At 43.2% G+C, this 14,794-nt stretch carries 26 protein-coding genes; all 26 read left to right on the top strand.

The features are described 5' to 3' along the window. Window positions 1-202 precede the first annotated feature (202 nt). The 26 genes from DXZ23_RS11740 to DXZ23_RS11640 all read left to right on the top strand — a co-directional run bounded on the left by DXZ23_RS11740 (window position 203) and on the right by DXZ23_RS11640 (window position 14,784). Complete coding sequence (locus DXZ23_RS11740; RefSeq protein ID WP_021723751.1) at window positions 203-1,123, top strand: AAA family ATPase; 921 nt, start codon at window positions 203-205, stop codon at window positions 1,121-1,123. Then, entirely contained in the window at window positions 1,120-1,425 is a 306-nt protein-coding gene (locus DXZ23_RS11735) for an HI_1482 family protein (RefSeq protein WP_103846705.1), read from the top strand. The genes DXZ23_RS11740 and DXZ23_RS11735 overlap by 4 nt, the downstream gene beginning before the upstream one ends. Next, entirely contained in the window at window positions 1,415-1,648 is a 234-nt protein-coding gene (locus DXZ23_RS11730) for a hypothetical protein (protein ID WP_021723750.1), read from the top strand. The genes DXZ23_RS11735 and DXZ23_RS11730 overlap by 11 nt, the downstream gene beginning before the upstream one ends. A 10-nt stretch (window positions 1,649-1,658) precedes the next feature. Beyond that, complete coding sequence (locus DXZ23_RS11725; RefSeq protein WP_017806106.1) at window positions 1,659-1,859, top strand: hypothetical protein; 201 nt, start codon at window positions 1,659-1,661, stop codon at window positions 1,857-1,859. Window positions 1,860-1,868: 9 nt separating this feature from the next. Then, complete coding sequence (locus DXZ23_RS11720; protein WP_017806105.1) at window positions 1,869-2,375, top strand: host-nuclease inhibitor Gam family protein; 507 nt, start codon at window positions 1,869-1,871, stop codon at window positions 2,373-2,375. A gap of 154 nt (window positions 2,376-2,529) precedes the next feature. Next, window positions 2,530-2,703 (top strand): hypothetical protein, encoded by a 174-nt coding sequence (locus tag DXZ23_RS15255; protein WP_017806104.1) that lies wholly within the window; start codon window positions 2,530-2,532, stop codon window positions 2,701-2,703. Continuing rightward, window positions 2,693-2,860, top strand: coding sequence for a hypothetical protein (locus tag DXZ23_RS15525; RefSeq protein ID WP_017805652.1), 168 nt, complete (start codon window positions 2,693-2,695; stop codon window positions 2,858-2,860). The genes DXZ23_RS15255 and DXZ23_RS15525 overlap by 11 nt, the downstream gene beginning before the upstream one ends. After that, window positions 2,857-3,027 carry a hypothetical protein gene (locus tag DXZ23_RS15520; protein ID WP_017805651.1) on the top strand — a complete coding sequence of 57 codons (171 nt, stop codon included), beginning with the start codon at window positions 2,857-2,859 and terminating at the stop codon, window positions 3,025-3,027. The genes DXZ23_RS15525 and DXZ23_RS15520 overlap by 4 nt, the downstream gene beginning before the upstream one ends. Window position 3,028: 1 nt before the next feature. Further along, window positions 3,029-3,751 (top strand): DUF2786 domain-containing protein, encoded by a 723-nt coding sequence (locus tag DXZ23_RS11715; RefSeq protein WP_017806103.1) that lies wholly within the window; start codon window positions 3,029-3,031, stop codon window positions 3,749-3,751. Beyond that, entirely contained in the window at window positions 3,732-4,091 is a 360-nt protein-coding gene (locus DXZ23_RS11710; protein WP_017806102.1) for a hypothetical protein, read from the top strand. The genes DXZ23_RS11715 and DXZ23_RS11710 overlap by 20 nt, the downstream gene beginning before the upstream one ends. Window positions 4,092-4,183: 92 nt before the next feature. Further along, the gene (locus DXZ23_RS11705) at window positions 4,184-4,657 is read left to right on the top strand and encodes a gp16 family protein (RefSeq protein WP_017806101.1); all 474 of its coding nucleotides are present in this window, start codon (window positions 4,184-4,186) and stop codon (window positions 4,655-4,657) included. After that, complete coding sequence (locus DXZ23_RS11700) at window positions 4,650-5,012, top strand: Mor transcription activator family protein (RefSeq protein WP_035695609.1); 363 nt, start codon at window positions 4,650-4,652, stop codon at window positions 5,010-5,012. Before DXZ23_RS11705 ends, DXZ23_RS11700 begins: the two co-directional genes overlap by 8 nt. Before the next feature lie 84 nt (window positions 5,013-5,096). Continuing rightward, on the top strand, window positions 5,097-5,642 hold the full coding sequence (locus DXZ23_RS11695) for an N-acetylmuramoyl-L-alanine amidase (RefSeq protein ID WP_035695727.1): 546 nt from the start codon (window positions 5,097-5,099) through the stop codon (window positions 5,640-5,642). A gap of 142 nt (window positions 5,643-5,784) precedes the next feature. Further along, window positions 5,785-5,925, top strand: coding sequence for a hypothetical protein (locus tag DXZ23_RS15515; protein ID WP_165381614.1), 141 nt, complete (start codon window positions 5,785-5,787; stop codon window positions 5,923-5,925). Next, a complete protein-coding gene (locus DXZ23_RS11690) occupies window positions 5,926-6,168 on the top strand; it encodes a DUF2644 domain-containing protein (protein WP_046098956.1) in 243 nt (80 codons plus the stop codon). Then, window positions 6,165-6,422, top strand: a complete 258-nt coding sequence (locus tag DXZ23_RS11685) for a DUF2681 domain-containing protein (RefSeq protein WP_114995519.1) — start codon at window positions 6,165-6,167, stop codon at window positions 6,420-6,422. Before DXZ23_RS11690 ends, DXZ23_RS11685 begins: the two co-directional genes overlap by 4 nt. Beyond that, window positions 6,415-6,543: a hypothetical protein gene (locus DXZ23_RS16000; RefSeq protein WP_017807568.1), complete on the top strand. Its 129-nt coding sequence runs from the start codon at window positions 6,415-6,417 to the stop codon at window positions 6,541-6,543. Before DXZ23_RS11685 ends, DXZ23_RS16000 begins: the two co-directional genes overlap by 8 nt. Further along, the gene (locus DXZ23_RS11680; protein WP_017807500.1) at window positions 6,540-6,869 is read left to right on the top strand and encodes a DUF2730 family protein; all 330 of its coding nucleotides are present in this window, start codon (window positions 6,540-6,542) and stop codon (window positions 6,867-6,869) included. The genes DXZ23_RS16000 and DXZ23_RS11680 overlap by 4 nt, the downstream gene beginning before the upstream one ends. Window positions 6,870-6,871: 2 nt before the next feature. Continuing rightward, window positions 6,872-7,162, top strand: coding sequence for a VpaChn25_0724 family phage protein (locus tag DXZ23_RS11675; RefSeq protein WP_017807499.1), 291 nt, complete (start codon window positions 6,872-6,874; stop codon window positions 7,160-7,162). Between the two features lie 22 nt (window positions 7,163-7,184). Continuing rightward, a complete protein-coding gene (locus DXZ23_RS11670) occupies window positions 7,185-7,745 on the top strand; it encodes a DUF3486 family protein (protein WP_017807498.1) in 561 nt (186 codons plus the stop codon). Continuing rightward, window positions 7,745-9,298 (top strand): terminase large subunit domain-containing protein, encoded by a 1,554-nt coding sequence (locus DXZ23_RS11665; protein WP_017807497.1) that lies wholly within the window; start codon window positions 7,745-7,747, stop codon window positions 9,296-9,298. Before DXZ23_RS11670 ends, DXZ23_RS11665 begins: the two co-directional genes overlap by 1 nt. 122 nt (window positions 9,299-9,420) lie before the next feature. Next, entirely contained in the window at window positions 9,421-10,875 is a 1,455-nt protein-coding gene (locus DXZ23_RS11660; RefSeq protein WP_114995516.1) for a DUF935 domain-containing protein, read from the top strand. Then, entirely contained in the window at window positions 10,876-12,156 is a 1,281-nt protein-coding gene (locus DXZ23_RS11655; RefSeq protein WP_017805323.1) for a phage minor head protein, read from the top strand. Window positions 12,157-12,285: 129 nt separating this feature from the next. Beyond that, window positions 12,286-12,516, top strand: a complete 231-nt coding sequence (locus tag DXZ23_RS11650; protein WP_017805322.1) for a hypothetical protein — start codon at window positions 12,286-12,288, stop codon at window positions 12,514-12,516. 196 nt (window positions 12,517-12,712) lie between these two features. Next, window positions 12,713-13,204, top strand: a complete 492-nt coding sequence (locus tag DXZ23_RS11645; RefSeq protein WP_017805321.1) for a phage virion morphogenesis protein — start codon at window positions 12,713-12,715, stop codon at window positions 13,202-13,204. A gap of 473 nt (window positions 13,205-13,677) precedes the next feature. After that, on the top strand, window positions 13,678-14,784 hold the full coding sequence (locus DXZ23_RS11640) for a hypothetical protein (protein ID WP_017805320.1): 1,107 nt from the start codon (window positions 13,678-13,680) through the stop codon (window positions 14,782-14,784). Window positions 14,785-14,794: the final 10 nt, after the last annotated feature.

The following is a 14,794-nucleotide window of genomic DNA, read 5'->3' as shown; positions in this document are numbered from 1 at the left end:
GCATAGGTAAATTCTTCAACGTAAGGCAAAAAACGCTGTTCAATAAGAGTGTAACGGGAAAAGTTAATTTTATGCAAGATGAAATTTAAACGTTTTTTAACTGATTTAGGAATGCCTTTAAACACTGTTCTTTGATGTTTTTGGGCAAATTTAATAATAACACGATCCATAAGCTGATCCACTAGAACAAGGGAATGACATTATGACATTAATTGAACAAATCAAGCAAATTATTGAAAGCGGTGAAATTAACCGTATGCAACTTGCAAAAGAAATTGGGGTAACGCCACCTGTTATCTCAAGTTATCTCAATGGTAAATATACAGGGGATAATGACAAAATCACCCAATCGCTAGAAAGTTGGCTAGAACAGCGTGAAATAAAACGCAGTCAATTTATGACCGCACCTGAGTTTATTAAAACCCCAACCGCCGAGCTTATTCACACCATTATTAGTTATGCTCATGCGTTAGGCTGTATTACCACTGTGTTTGGAATGAGTGGTGCAGGTAAAACAGTCGCCGCACGGGAGTATCAAAAACGCCACCGTAATGTGTGGCTGGTTACCGCCCACCCAAGCCGTGCCAGCCTTGCGGAAATGCTTTATGAAATCGCTCTTGAATTGGGCGTGGGCGAACCGCCAAAACGCAAGGCAGCCCTTGCACGCTTAATTGAAAGCCGAATGAAAGGCACAAAAGGCTTGCTGATTGTTGATGAGGCGGATCACCTCTCTTATGAAACGCTGGAAGAGTTACGTCTTATTCAGGAAGCCTGCGATGTAGGAATGACTTTAATTGGGAATGACAAGGTTTACACCCGTATGCGTGGCGGCATTAACCAAAGCCACGACTTTGCCCGCCTTTGGTCGCGTAGTGCGAAAAACGAAAGCATTCAGCATTGCAAAAAAGAAGACATTGTCGCCATTGCCAATGCGTGGCAACTGGATACCACAGATAAAAAACTGATCAGCTTATTAGCAGAAACAGGCAAGCGAGGTGGTGGCTTACGCATTTTAACCCAAGTGCTACGCCTTGCGTGGTTTAGTGCCAACGGCGACAACAAACGCCTTGATTATGACTACATTTTAGCGGCGAAAAATGAATTGCAAGGGGGAACGGTATGAAACGCACCACATTAACCCACCCAAACCCTGTTTTACGAGGCAATAACGAGATGGTGTTGGGCTACCTTCGCCAAGTGCAAAAGTGCATTAGAAAGCTGGAAGAAATGGGCTTGCACGTCATTAATGTGCATTTTGAGCATATCAAACCGAAAGTGCGGGTGCAACCCAACCATAACACCAAAGAGCTAGAAAAAACCGCTCAAGCGATGCGGTATATCCTCGGCAATGATGGACAACGCTTTGACGAGTGGCAAATGATAGTGGAAGGCATTAAGGTGGTTTGGAGGAGTTATGCCAACTAGAAAGTGCGGCGAACGGGGGAAAGCAAAATGCCATACCGTTTATGCAATCTATAAAGGCGAAATCAATATCGCTGATGGCACAGCCGCAGAGCTAGCAAGACGATTAAACAAAAGCCAAGGTTATATCCGTATGCTAGCCAGTAGCAGAATACATAAGTTAGCAGAACAAAATCCAAACCGCTTAATGGCAATCAAAATCGGTTATACCACCGATGAACTATAAGGAGAAAAAAATGAAAAAACTCACCCTAATTTGCACCGCACTTTTATTGGCAGGGTGTGATGGACAAACCCGTGCCAAGTTTACCGACGTGCGAATTGCGGAAATTTGCAAAGGTGGCGTGGTGTATTTAGTTGTTAATAATGGCGGCATCACCCCAAAAATCAACGCCAATTATGACGTTTATACCTGTAATCAATCAGCTAACCCATAGGAGAAAACAATGAGTAAAACCAAACTAAAAAGCGACACCATCCGCTATCAAACCCGAGAAGAAGTGGAGATTGCGATTAAAGATATTGGCGATTTGCAACGTGAGTTACAACGCCTTGCGACCCACCAAAATGACGAACTGGCAGCGATTACCGAAAAATATGCCCCAAAAATCACCGCTCTTCAGGAGCAAATGAAGCCTTTACAAAAAGCTATCGAAGTGTGGTGTGAAGCCAACCGTGCGGAGCTGACACAAAACGGTAAAACGAAAACGGGCAGCTTTAACACGGGCGAAGTGCAATGGCGACAACGTCCACCGAGTGTATCAATCCGCAAAGCGGACGAAGTGTTGGCAAGATTGCGTGCGTTAGGATTAACTCAGTTTATCCGCACCAAAGAAGAGCCAAACAAAGAAGCGATGCTCGCAGAGCCAAATATCGCATCAACGGTCACGGGCATTACGATTAAAACTGCCGTGGAAGATTTTGTGATCAAACCGTTTGAACAGGAGGTGTAAATGGGTGATGTGATTATTGTGCTGGGCTATTTTGCCTTAATGGGTTGGATTATGTGGCTATTTACAAAGAGTTAAAACCCTTTTCAACGCTCTTTAAACCTGATTTAAGGGGCGTTTATAAAGTGTTTTAAATCAAAAAATAGGAGCAATGACAATGAATTATCACGCTGAAATAGACGTTAAATTGACTTTGGGTATTGAAGCTGAAACCAAAGACGATGCGATATGTTATATCGACCAACTACTGGAAGAAATCCATGAAGGCTACGCTATTGGTCTGAAGTATCGAATTAATTTTGTCAATGAGGAAGGCGAAGATGAAGAATAAATACCTTGTCAGAGTTTATGGAATGGTTGAAATCACCGTAGAAGCCGAAAGCATTGAGCAGGCGGCGGAAAAATGTGATTTAAACACCTTAGACCTGAATAAATTGCCTCATCAGATTACGGAAATTGACGAGGTTGTGGAGGTTGAAGAGCTATGACAACGCAAAAGCAAAGTGAACTTGCACTCAAGCTGGATATGATGATCGGACAGCTTCAACAAGCAGTCAGAGCGATTAATACGGGCAACTATATTGCGGCGGGGGTGTATCTGGAGCTGGTGCAAAATCAGTTGCCCAAAGCGAGATGGCAAGTAGTGAGGGGATAAAATGAAACGCGAAAAACTATTAAGAAAAATAAAAAAGTTGCTTGCACTAAGTAAATCAAGCAATCCTCACGAGGCAGCAAAAGCGTTAGAGATGGCACAGAAATTAATGGCTGAACATCAAATAAATCAGGTTGATATTGAGGTGTCATCAATACATAACCAAAAGAGATTTGCAATGAAGACTGCACGATATGTCTTAATGCTTTCAGGCGTAATACGCAAAGCATTTGGGGTTGAAGCCTATGTCGCTAATTATTATGACGATGGTAGCGAATATGGCGAAGGTCTATGTCACATGGTGTTTTTCGGTGTGCAAGAAAAGCCCACTATCGCCTCATATTGTTTTGATGTGCTATATCGACAATTACAAAAAGCCCGAAAAGCTTTTAATGCAAAACAAAATAAGAAATTAAAACGCAGTACATTGATTGCGAGAGCCGATGCCTTTTGCGAAGGGTGGGTAATGGGTGTCGCTAAAAATGTGGAAAAATTTGCTGTATCTGAAGAAGAAAGCCAATTGATGAGTGCTTATTATAAAACAAAAGTGGAATCCGCAAGAAATTTTGGGAAGTGCAAAAGTCGAGAAAGCGGAAATACAAAAGAAAAAAATGATAACTCTCGTTGGCTTGGTTTTGAGGAAGGGCGAAAAGTTGAGTTAAATCACGGTGTAAATGGAACCGAAACAAAGAAATTAGGAGCAAAAAATGAAAACGATATTAACTAATCAAGAACGAGGCAGTATTTGGATCTCAATGGATATTGCTGATGATTGCCTAAATGAGGCTTTAGCTCTGTGGGATCGCTATATTGATGGCGAAGTACAGCAAGAATATGAGGCAATTAAAGCGATTGAGCTAGCAGAGGGGGAAACAGTAGAAACGCTTTCTGCGGATTGTATTTCCCCCTTAGATTGCCTAGAGCTTATTGTGATGGATTTAGATGAAGCGATGCGATATATCAAACACGTTCGCCCAATTTTGAAAAAATTGATTAAAGCCCAACGTAAGCACCCCGAACAGACTATTAAAGAAGTGATGTGGGGAACAATGGGGCAAGCAGATTAAAACCCATTTACCGCCCTTTTAATCTCCCCTAGCCCCTCTTTACAAAAGAGGGGAACTGAGAGGGCGGAATAATGTGTTTTAAGGGAGGTCTAATGTACACTAAACCCAAATATATCCAGCTTATCCATATCGCCAAGCAAAAGCTCGGTATAGATGAGCTTAGTTATCGTGCAATGCTAGAACGGCTCACGGGCAAAAGCTCAACGAAGCAAATGACGATTAAAGAACTTAGTCAGGTTTTACACGAATTGGAAGATAAAGGCTTTCGTAACACCGCAAAAAAAGCCGTTCGGACAACAGGCAAAATGAGAACTGCGAAACCGACTATTGTGGATAAAATCCGCGTGCTTTGGCGAGCAATGCACAAGCAGGGCATTATTCGTGATGGGTCAGATACCGCCCTTGACCAGTTTGCCCGCAATATTGTCAATGTTGAGCTAGTGAAAAAAGGCAATAACGTGCTGATTATGACGGTGGCAGGGTTAAATGGGGATAACAAGTTGGCGACACAGGTGTTAGAGCGGTTAAAACAATGGCAAAAACGGGTGGAGAGGAAAAATGGATAAAGACAAATTAGATGTGTTTGAACGCAAAGCCCCAGAAGTGTTGGCAGATTTAGCAGCTCATGTTGAGCAAGAGTTAATCAATCGTTATGAAATGCCCGAAGAACAAGCCAAACAAGCGGGAGTTGATGTGGCAATGCGGATTTCAAGAGCTTGGGCGGGGGAGATTATTTATATCCCTCGTGCTTTGCTATTAGCATTATCTGAACGTGATTTGAAAATTTGGCGTGAGTTTAACGGGGTTAATCACCGTGAGCTTGCCCGTAAGTATGGCGTATCAATGCAATGGGTATATCAGATAGTTAAACGGATGCAAAAGGAAGAGATCGACCGTCGGCAGTTTGATATGTTTAAGTAAAAAATCTTTAAACCACTTTAAAATAGTTCTTTAAACAAAATCTTTAAACTCCTTTTAAAAGCATTTAGAAGGAGTTTATGTTATATGCCCTTTCCCATTACCAAAATCGTGATCCACTGTTCTGCCACGCAGAACGGTAAATCCTTACGCAATAAAACAAAATCCGCCGCTCAAGTGATTGACAGCTGGCATAAGCAGCGTGGTTTTAAGCGTAACCCTATCAACACCAAACATTTTAACCCGCACTTGCCACATATTGGCTACCACTTTGTTATTGATACCGATGGCACGATTGAAACTGGTCGTCAAGAGGGAGAAAACGGGGCGCATGTCAAAGGGCATAACGCCCACAGCCTAGGGATTTGTCTGGTGGGTGGCATTAGCATTACAGGCAAAAACTACGGACGCTACACCGCCAAACAATGGCAAGCCTTACACAAGCTATTACAAGAGTTAGAGGCTAAATATCCAGATGCACGAATTTGTGGACATCGCGATTTAAGCCCAGACCTTAATGGCGACGGCACGATTACGCCCAATGAGTGGCTCAAGGATTGTCCGTGCTTTGACGTTTGGAGTTGGCTTGATAGCGAGCAGATTATTAACGTTGAGCATTTATTTAAGGAGTAATGATGAAATACCTATTTAGCACTGCTTGTGTAGGGGCGTCAGCGTATTTGTTAGGGTTAGATAATCCTTGGGGATTGGGCTTTTTAGCTTTGGGTTTAGTTACTGTTTTTATAGCAAGTGTTTGTAACTAGCTAAGGAGTAAATGATGAGTGTATCAATGAAATTTTACTGGGGTAAAAAATTCTCCCGTGGATGGAAAATGAGCAATAACGCCAAGCGCAACAAAGCGATTAATGGCGGACATACTGCAGCACAACAGTTTTATTTGTTATGGGGTTACTAAATGGCACTGAAAGAATTAATTACTAACGATAACGGCAGGCTTAGCACCACCGCCTTTATTCAATTTTTCGGGGCGGTTTTGATGGCAATAATTTTGGCTTATAGCGTCTATTTAGACCGCTCAAATGTCAGTGAGCTTTTTACCACTTTTGCCCTATTTTGTGGCGGTGGTGTGGCGACTAAAGGCTTTGCCAATGCCCTTAATCACCGTAAATCCTCACTACCGCAAGGAGAAGAGCAATGATGTTATCTGCAAGTTTAATTGCCCTCGGTAGCTTTGCCTTATTTGTGGTTTACGCCGTATGGCGATTTAAAAAAGCGGAGCGAAGCCTAGAACAAATGTTTGCCACCGTAGAGCGCCTTGAGCAAGAAAAAGCCGTGGCACAAGCCCAAGTAAAACAGTTTGAAGTGAGAAAAAACAATGAAAAAAACCACCGCACTGCTGATCGCAATGACCTTATTGACCGCTTGCAGCAACAAGGCGATCTCTGTGATTAATCCGAGTTGCTCTGGCTTTGGCTTAATCCAAGCCAGTCGGCAGGATACCACTGAAACCTTGCGCCAGATTGCGGTGCATAACGCTACTTATCGGGCGATTTGCCAAGAGGATAAAAAATGATGATGGAATTATTGGAGTTTATTCAAAAGCACTGGGGATTGGTGGCAACGGTTATCGGTTCAGTTTGGGCAGGAATGAAACTCTCAATGGATAGTAAATACCCCAAACGTAGCGAAATTGAGGCTATCCGAAAAAATATTGATGAAGTGGAGCAACGGCTGACCAAGGTCGAAGATACCCTTGAGCATATGCCTACCAAAGAAGATTTATCCGCATTAAAAATTTTGATGACAGAAATCAAAGGGGAAACAAACACCACGAATGCCCGTTTATCCACTTTAAGTCATCAAGTGGCATTATTAATTGAAGAACGTGTAAAAGGATAACTATGCGAGAGATTTTTATTAAAGACCAACGCCTTGTCATTTTACGCTCCCTTGTGGACGCAGGCTATGATGCAAATGAGTCTATTTTAGATGATTGCCTTGCCCTTTATGGGCATAACATCAGCCGAGATTTGGTGCGTAACCATTTAAACTGGCTGGAAGAGCAAGGGCTTATCCAAATTGAGCGGCTTAAAAGTGGTTTTATGATTGCCACTATTACCCAGCGTGGGCTTGATGTTGCCAACGGCGAAGCGGTTGTTGAGGGCGTGAAAAAGCCCGCACCCAAATATTAAACCGCATTGAAAGGAGGTTTAAATGAGTGAAAAACTCAAGCGTGGGCGAGCGAGCAAAGTGGATTTATTGCCACCGAATATCAAAACGCAATTAACAATGATGTTGCGAGATAAACAGTTCTCGCAACAGGAAATTCTAGCCGAGATTAATGATTTAATTGCCAATTGTGGCTTACCCGACGAAATGCAACTGAGCAAAACAGGGTTAAACCGTTATGCCTCACGAATGGAAGAAATGGGGGCGAAAATTCGTCAAGCCCGTGAAATGGCAGAGGTCTGGACGAAACAGTTAGGCGAAGCCCCGCAAAGTGATGTTGGCAAATTGTTGATGGAAGCGGTCAAGACGATGGCATTTGATTTAACGATAAATACGGAAAAGGTTGATCCTAAATTTTTAAATCAGTTGGCATTAATCGCCAACCGTATTGAACAAGCACAACGCATTGCTGAAGAGCGAGAACGCAAAATCCGCAAAGAGATGGCTCAATTAGCAGCCGAAACCGCCGAAAAAGTGGTGGTGCAAGCAGGATTATCTGCAGATACCGTCCGCACAATTAAAGAGCAAATTTTAGGTATTGCGTAATGGCATTATTAAATAACCGACCATTAAACGAATTAGCCCCTGAATGTCAGTCTTTTCTTAATGCGATTTATGCGTTTAATCCATTGGAGCTGTTGCTGGGTTATCAACGGCGTTGGATCGCCGATGATAGCCAGTTAAAAATTGCTGAAAAAACACGACGCTGTGGTTTAACTTGGGCGGAGGCAGCGGATAATGCTTTGATTGCGAGTACTCGAAAAGCCGACGGTGGTTCTGATGTTTTTTACATCGGGAGCAATAAAGAAATGGCTCGTGAGTACATTGATGCTGTCGCGATGTGGGCGAGAGCCTTTAACTACGCCGCCAGTGAGATACAAGAAGAAGTTTTTGAAGATGAAGGAAAAGATATTTTGACCTATGTGATTTATTTTGCATCAGGCTTTAAAGTGAAAGCACTCTCATCAAATCCGAAGAACTTGCGTGGTATGCAAGGTGTGGTCGTTATTGATGAAGCTGCTTTCCACGAATACCTTGCGGAGGTATTAAAAGCAGCACTTGCTCTAACAATGTGGGGAGCAAAGGTACGCGTTATCTCAACTCATAACGGCGTAGATAATCTATTCAACGAACTCATTACTGATAGTCGAGCTGGTCGCAAGCGTTATTCCGTTCACACAATTACGATTGAAGATGCGTGCCGTGATGGGTTGTATCAACGTATTTGCCAAGTAACCAAACAAACATGGTCGCCTGAAAAGGAAAGGGAGTGGATTGACAATTTACTCAACGATACCGCAAGCGAAGAAGATGCCCTTGAAGAGTATTTCTGTGTACCTAAAAACGGATCGGGCTTATGGCTTTCTCGTGCTTTAATTGAACGTCAAATGAGCGAAAGCACACCTGTGGTGCGATTTACGGCAAAAGACGGCTTCAGCCTTGTGCCAGAACCAACCCGATATAAAGAAATGCGAGATTGGTGCGAGCAAACATTACAACCAATTTTGATAACCTTAGACAGCAATCAGTTGCACTTTTTAGGTGAAGACTTTGCAAGGTCGGGAGATATGACCTCTTTTGTGGTGTTGGCTCAACAGCAAAACCTAACCAAAAGTGTGCGATTAATTGTAGAGTTAGGCAATATGCCTTACAAGCAACAAGAGCAAGTTGTGCTGTTTATCTTAAAATCTTTGCCACATTTTGCAGGTGCCGCATTTGATGCTCGTGGGAACGGTGGTTATTTAGCGGAAGCCGCCCGTGATGCGTTCGGTTCATTAGTCGATTGCGTGCAGTTATCGGAAAAATGGTATCGGGAACACACCGCCCCATTTAAAGCCGCATTGGAAGATGGCGAACTAGACAGTATTCCCAAAGATGCCGATATTCTTGCTGATTTACGTTCGTTCCAAGTAGTGAAAGGTGTGCCTCGCATTCCAGATAAACGAACCAAAAGTGCAGACGGTAAAAACAAACGACACGGTGATACGGCAATTTCACTTTTGCTAGCACATTATGCAAGCCGACAGTTAATACAGTTACCAGTCAAAGCCCACAGCAGAAGACCAAGAGCTAGCCAAAAATTAACGCAAGGATATTAACAATGATTGCATTTGTCACTTTAACCATTTCTGCCACTGTGCTGATTTTTTATGACAAGCCGTTTTGGTGGGTATTTTTATTGTTTGCCACCTTTGTGGATTATGAAAAATAAGGAAAGCCAATGACAGCAAAAAAACAAGATTTAGTGCGTGAAATTGCAACCCGTGCCAGTGCTGTGGATTATTGGGCATTTATGCACTATTTGCCTAACCCAGACCCTGTGTTGAAAAAAATGGGTAAAGATATTTCCGCCTATCGTGAAATTTTATCCGATAGCCACGTGGGCGGTTGTGTACGCCGACGTAAAGCTGCAATTAAAGGGTTAGAATGGCGACTTACACCAACAGGTAATAAAAAAGTCGATGAAATTCTGGCCGCACTTTTTGAACGCTTACCTCTCAACCATATCATTAACCAGATTTTAGATGCCACCCTCTTTGGCTATCAAGCTCTTGAGGTGATGTGGGCGGAAGAAAACGGCTTGTTATTACCTGCCGAGATTGTGGGTAAACCGCAAGAATGGTTTGTGTTTAATGAAGAAAATGAATTGCTACTGCGTGATAAAGAGGAGCGCGATGGTAAGCCTCTCCCTGAAATGAAGTTTTTACTTGCCACCCAGCAAGCAGATTATATGAACCCTTATGGCCGTGCCGATTTAGCCATGTGCTTTTGGGCGGCCACCTTTAAAAAAGGCGGGCTAAAATTTTGGCTCGAGTTTGTGGAAAAATACGGCAGCCCTTGGCTGGTGGGTAAACATCCAAGACAAACCCAGCCGCACGAAATTGAAGACTTGCTGGATAGTATGGAAAAAATGCTGGGAACTGCGGTTGCGGCTATCCCAAATGACAGCACCATTGAGCTGTTAGAAAGTGGTAGCAAAGGTGGCTCATCACAGGTGTTTGATGATTTCCTGCGTTATTGTAAATCAGAGATTGCTATTGCCATTCTAGGGCAAAATCAAACCACCGAAGCCGAAGCTAACCGCGCTAGCGCAACGGCGGGGCTTGAAGTAGCCAAAGCCATTCGCGATGAAGACGCGGCGATTGTAGAAAGCTGTTTTAATCAGCTTTTAAGGTGGATTTGCAAACTCAATTTTAATGTGGACACCTTGCCAACCTTTGAACTCTTTGAGCAAGAAAGTATTGATAAATTGCAAGCCGAGCGTGACCAATTGCTGGCGAGTATGGGGGTGCAATTTAGCGAGCAGTATCTCGCTCGCACTTATGGCTTTGAGCAGGGAGATATTACCCTAAAACAACAACCGTTACCGCAGCAAAGTGCGGCGCAAAAATCGGCAGAATTTAATGAGCCAGCTCCCACAATGCCACGCAATATTGCCGATGGCATTGTGGAACAGCTGGAAATTGAAGCAGAAAGCCACGTGGATAATTGGTTGCAAGCGGTACAAGATAAACTAGCATCGGCTGAAAGTCTTGAGGATTTTCGCACGCAATTAGATAGCCTTATCCCAGAATTAGATTTTAGCGAGTACGCCCAAGTCATGGCGTGGGCATCAACCAGTGCGGAGCTGGCGGGGCGTTATAGCGTCAATAAAGAAAGTAAAAAGGAACGCTAAATGGCAATAGAAAACGGTTTCACCTTTAAAGAGCAAGTGCGCTATTTTGAGAAAAAACTCAATTTACCCACTGACAGCTATTTAGATGTGTTAGGCGAAGAACACGACTATTTTTTTATGGTCGCAGGGGCAAATCGCAATGAAATCATCGCACAGTTTCGTCAAGCGGTGGATGATGCCATTGCACGAGGTGAAACCCTAGAAGGCTTTCGCAAGCGCTTTGATGAGATTGTGGCAAAAACAGGTTGGCAGTATAAAGGTGGGCGCAACTGGCGTACACGGATCATTTATGACACCAATGTGTATGGCGCTTATAACCGTGGGCGGTTAAAGCAGCATTTGGATTTAGCCGATGTGATGCCTTATTGGGAATATCATCACCACGACAACGCCCACCCACGTCAGGCGCATATTGATTTAGATGGCACCATTCGCCCAGCCAATGATCCGTTTTGGCGTTATTACTACCCTGTTAAAGCCTACGGTTGTCATTGTACCGTCGAAGCACACGATGAAGATGATTTAAGGGAAATGGGCAAGCAGGTATCACCTCCCGTGGAAATTGAATTTGAAGAGAAATTGGTTGGCGTGCGAAGTGGTAACCCAAGAACCATCAATCTGCCCAAAGGCTATGATGCAGGTTTTGCTCCGCATAATTTTGACAATCTCACCGCAAGCCGAAATCAATCGGTGGATGCGGTCTTAATGCAAAAATTAAGCCAGTCTGAGCCACGTCTTGCGAGCCGTTTGATTAATGATGTGATCAGTCAACGCCCGCAAGCGGTGGCAATGTTAAACACCGCAATGGCGGAGATGGTCGAAACTGTTACCAAAGAGAAAATGGCACGCGGTCAAATGAAATATGTGGGCGTGCTGTCTGATGAGGTCTTGACTAAGTTAGAGGTGCTAGACAAAGCTCCACAAAGTGCGGTGATTGCGGTGCGTGATCAAGATGTGTTACACGCTTTGCGAGATAACAAACAAGCAAAAGGTATTAACTTACCTGTTGAGTTTTGGAAACAGCTGCCTGAAAAGCTACGCCATCCTAAAGCGATTTTGCTCGAAAGCCAACAGAAGCAACCGACCTTAGTGTTTGTGCATGACACGGAACAAGGTAAGGTGGCAGTCAAAATGGATTATGACATTCAACATCGCGATCAACTGACGCAGAAAAAACAACGGGTAAAAGTGAATATGGTGAGAACGGCAAGTGTGATTGCTGATAAACGTCAATGGGAAAGCTTAAAAGGGTTTGAGGTTTTATGGGGAAACTTGGATTAATAGCCACAGTTTGCCTGATTCGAACAGGATAATACGGTAGTTGCCTAGCGTAACCTTTCCAGTAGGAAACCCCTGTGGCTAGTTAAACTATACCCCTAACTTATTTTTTAATCAATAGGAGAAAATAAAATGAACATTTTTGAAGAAGAACTTAAAGAAGCCGAATTAAAATTAAAAGCCCTAAAACTCGTACCAGAGTTTCAAGGCTTAATGATGGTTGATGCTCAATTTGTATTAAAACAAATTGAACTAATATTACTCAATTTTCAGACTGTTAAGAGTGATCAGGCGAAATTTGACGAAGTAGCTTTAAAACTTCAGGCTGAAATTCAGCGATGTCAGTTACGGCTGACTGAATAAAATCAGTATAAACATCGTTGTAGGCTTTATGCGAAAGGTTGAAATTATTACATTTCGCTGCTGCCAAAGTTAAAACTTGAGCAGTTAAAAGCTGTTCTAATAGTTCAGTTTGTTTATCTTTCATTTGAAAGTCCTTAAATTAAAGCGTGGCAACATTACCACGCTTTCTTTTTAATCCAATTTGCGAGGTAACACAATGATTAAAATTACCCTTGATGATACGCTACCCAAACAGCAGTTAGAGCGTATCGCACGCACCTTAAAAGCCCCGCGTAAGCTCTATGGTGTGTTGGGTGAAACCTTGAAAAAAATTCACGCCGAACGCTTTAAAAACGAAGTCGCTCCTGATGGCAAAAAGTGGCAAGCCCTTTCGCCCATTACCCGTCAAATTAAGGGTAACAATAAAATTCTAAGGCAAGATGGCTATTTGTCGCAGAAAACCGCTTACAATTATGATGATCATCACGTGGAATTTGGTAGCGATGCCAAATATGCCCGCCTACACCAATTTGGAGGCAAGATTGTACCGAAGAAAGCAAAACGGCTACGCTTTGGTAAAAGCAAGATTTTTGCCAAAAAAGCGGATATTCCTGCCCGCCCTTGGTTAGGGATAAACAAACAAGATGAGCAAAGATTGCTAAAAAAAGCCACCGCACTTTTACAGCGACAAATTGAGCAAGGGTTATAGTATTTAAAATCGTGCTTACAAAAAAGCGGATGCTTTTTTGAACATCGGCTATGCCGATGGGGCTAAAAGCCCGAGCAAATTTCGCTATTGCGAAAATTGCGAGTAAAACGTCCATAGCGAAGTTTTCTTTTTAAGTGGTATATTGCCTTACGTTAAATTTTTTGAACGCACTGTGAAAGTTTTGAACGGGGTTTGAACGACGTATAAAATACCATTTAGCCATTATTTCAAAATAACGCCATAATCGCGTGTTATGGCGTTTTTTATTTTTACCCTTATGCTGGGTCATCTTGTAAATTATCTCTTCTCTTTAAGCGGTCTTTAATGCCTCTTTAATCGCCTTTTGATTTAAGTGGAGTATTTTTTGGAATACCGCTGGGAAAATCACGCAAAAAAATCTTTAAAGGACTTTAAAATCTTTTTCGTCTCTCTTTCGTTACTCTATCGGTGTTTCAGCAAACAAGGACACCGATATGACCCTTATTGATATTTTTCGAGCAGGCTCTCGCCCTGACGCCAATGGCAATGTGGTGAACATTACCACGGAGTCGTTGCAACAGGCGATTGATGCCTATAACCCGCAATTCCACGAGTCCCCCGTGGTGATCGGACACCCTAAAGACAATCACCCTGCTTATGCGTGGGTGAAAGGCTTACAGCTCAACGGGGATACATTGCAAGCAGAACTGACCCAGATTGATCCTGATTTTGCCGAAATGGTACAGAATGGACGATTTAAAAAGGTGTCGGCATCTTTTTACTTACCTGATAGCCCGAACAACCCTGTTGCTGGCAAGTTGTATTTACGCCACGTGGGCTTTTTAGGTGCTGTACCACCTGCGGTAAAAGGCTTGCGTAATCCTGAATTTAATGAGGAAGAACAAGGCATCGTTGAGTTTAGCGATTGGGCGCAATCAAGCCTTTGGCGGCGACTACGGGATTGGGTGATTGGTAAGTATGGACAGGAGGAAGCAGATAAAGCCCTGCCTGATTATTTGGTGAGTTCGGTGCAAGAGGAAAGTATCCGTGAGGAGTATCGCCATACTGACGTCCTTGTTCCAGACTTTAATGAAAATAATGTGCAACCAGAAGGAGAACCCGCAATGAGTGCAGAAGAAAAAGCCGAGCTTGACCGCTTGCGTCAAGAAAATGAGCAGCTAAAAGCGACAAAAGCCAAAGCCGAAGCTGAAAAAGCCGAAGCAGAACTTAACTCAGCCAAAGCCGAGAATGCCAGTTTTGCCGAAGCCTTAATTTCGGAAGGCAAACTTGCCCCGAAAAATAAAGACAAGGTGGTGTCAATGCTCAATGCCATGACGGTGCAAGCCCAAGGTGGTGTCGTGGAATTTGAAGAGGGTGAAAGCCTTGTTCAGCAGTTTAAAGCCTATCTTAAAGACCAGCCTAAAGTGGTTGAGTTTTCAGAGGTAGCGACCAAAGACAAGGCCGCACAGCCTGCTGACGAGACGGTGGACTATGCCGAAGGCACAAGCCCAGCCAGCATTGATGCGGATAAACGCATTCGTGCTTATATGGGCGAGCACAATGTGGATTACACCACCGCATTTAATGCGTTATTTAACTAATTAACCAACA

The organism is Avibacterium paragallinarum (genome assembly GCF_900450705.1).
GTDB classification, from domain to species: Bacteria; Pseudomonadota; Gammaproteobacteria; order Enterobacterales; family Pasteurellaceae; genus Avibacterium; species Avibacterium paragallinarum.
This window is presented reverse-complemented; position numbering and strand designations above follow the sequence as displayed.

Coding starts and splice junctions, on each gene's coding strand:
- DXZ23_RS11715 (WP_017806103.1), top strand. CDS start 3,029: ATGAAACGCGAAAAACTATTAAGAAAAATAAAAAAGTTGCTTGCACTA.
- DXZ23_RS11640 (WP_017805320.1), top strand. CDS start 13,678: ATGACCCTTATTGATATTTTTCGAGCAGGCTCTCGCCCTGACGCCAAT.
- DXZ23_RS11700 (WP_035695609.1), top strand. CDS start 4,650: ATGGATAAAGACAAATTAGATGTGTTTGAACGCAAAGCCCCAGAAGTG.
- DXZ23_RS11735 (WP_103846705.1), top strand. CDS start 1,120: ATGAAACGCACCACATTAACCCACCCAAACCCTGTTTTACGAGGCAAT.
- DXZ23_RS11680 (WP_017807500.1), top strand. CDS start 6,540: ATGATGATGGAATTATTGGAGTTTATTCAAAAGCACTGGGGATTGGTG.
- DXZ23_RS11730 (WP_021723750.1), top strand. CDS start 1,415: ATGCCAACTAGAAAGTGCGGCGAACGGGGGAAAGCAAAATGCCATACC.
- DXZ23_RS11710 (WP_017806102.1), top strand. CDS start 3,732: ATGAAAACGATATTAACTAATCAAGAACGAGGCAGTATTTGGATCTCA.
- DXZ23_RS15525 (WP_017805652.1), top strand. CDS start 2,693: ATGAAGAATAAATACCTTGTCAGAGTTTATGGAATGGTTGAAATCACC.
- DXZ23_RS11740 (WP_021723751.1), top strand. CDS start 203: ATGACATTAATTGAACAAATCAAGCAAATTATTGAAAGCGGTGAAATT.
- DXZ23_RS11690 (WP_046098956.1), top strand. CDS start 5,926: ATGGCACTGAAAGAATTAATTACTAACGATAACGGCAGGCTTAGCACC.
- DXZ23_RS11650 (WP_017805322.1), top strand. CDS start 12,286: ATGAACATTTTTGAAGAAGAACTTAAAGAAGCCGAATTAAAATTAAAA.
- DXZ23_RS11675 (WP_017807499.1), top strand. CDS start 6,872: ATGCGAGAGATTTTTATTAAAGACCAACGCCTTGTCATTTTACGCTCC.
- DXZ23_RS11660 (WP_114995516.1), top strand. CDS start 9,421: ATGACAGCAAAAAAACAAGATTTAGTGCGTGAAATTGCAACCCGTGCC.
- DXZ23_RS11720 (WP_017806105.1), top strand. CDS start 1,869: ATGAGTAAAACCAAACTAAAAAGCGACACCATCCGCTATCAAACCCGA.
- DXZ23_RS15515 (WP_165381614.1), top strand. CDS start 5,785: ATGATGAGTGTATCAATGAAATTTTACTGGGGTAAAAAATTCTCCCGT.
- DXZ23_RS11645 (WP_017805321.1), top strand. CDS start 12,713: ATGATTAAAATTACCCTTGATGATACGCTACCCAAACAGCAGTTAGAG.
- DXZ23_RS11665 (WP_017807497.1), top strand. CDS start 7,745: ATGGCATTATTAAATAACCGACCATTAAACGAATTAGCCCCTGAATGT.
- DXZ23_RS11695 (WP_035695727.1), top strand. CDS start 5,097: ATGCCCTTTCCCATTACCAAAATCGTGATCCACTGTTCTGCCACGCAG.
- DXZ23_RS11705 (WP_017806101.1), top strand. CDS start 4,184: ATGTACACTAAACCCAAATATATCCAGCTTATCCATATCGCCAAGCAA.
- DXZ23_RS15520 (WP_017805651.1), top strand. CDS start 2,857: ATGACAACGCAAAAGCAAAGTGAACTTGCACTCAAGCTGGATATGATG.
- DXZ23_RS11670 (WP_017807498.1), top strand. CDS start 7,185: ATGAGTGAAAAACTCAAGCGTGGGCGAGCGAGCAAAGTGGATTTATTG.
- DXZ23_RS11685 (WP_114995519.1), top strand. CDS start 6,165: ATGATGTTATCTGCAAGTTTAATTGCCCTCGGTAGCTTTGCCTTATTT.
- DXZ23_RS11725 (WP_017806106.1), top strand. CDS start 1,659: ATGAAAAAACTCACCCTAATTTGCACCGCACTTTTATTGGCAGGGTGT.
- DXZ23_RS15255 (WP_017806104.1), top strand. CDS start 2,530: ATGAATTATCACGCTGAAATAGACGTTAAATTGACTTTGGGTATTGAA.
- DXZ23_RS11655 (WP_017805323.1), top strand. CDS start 10,876: ATGGCAATAGAAAACGGTTTCACCTTTAAAGAGCAAGTGCGCTATTTT.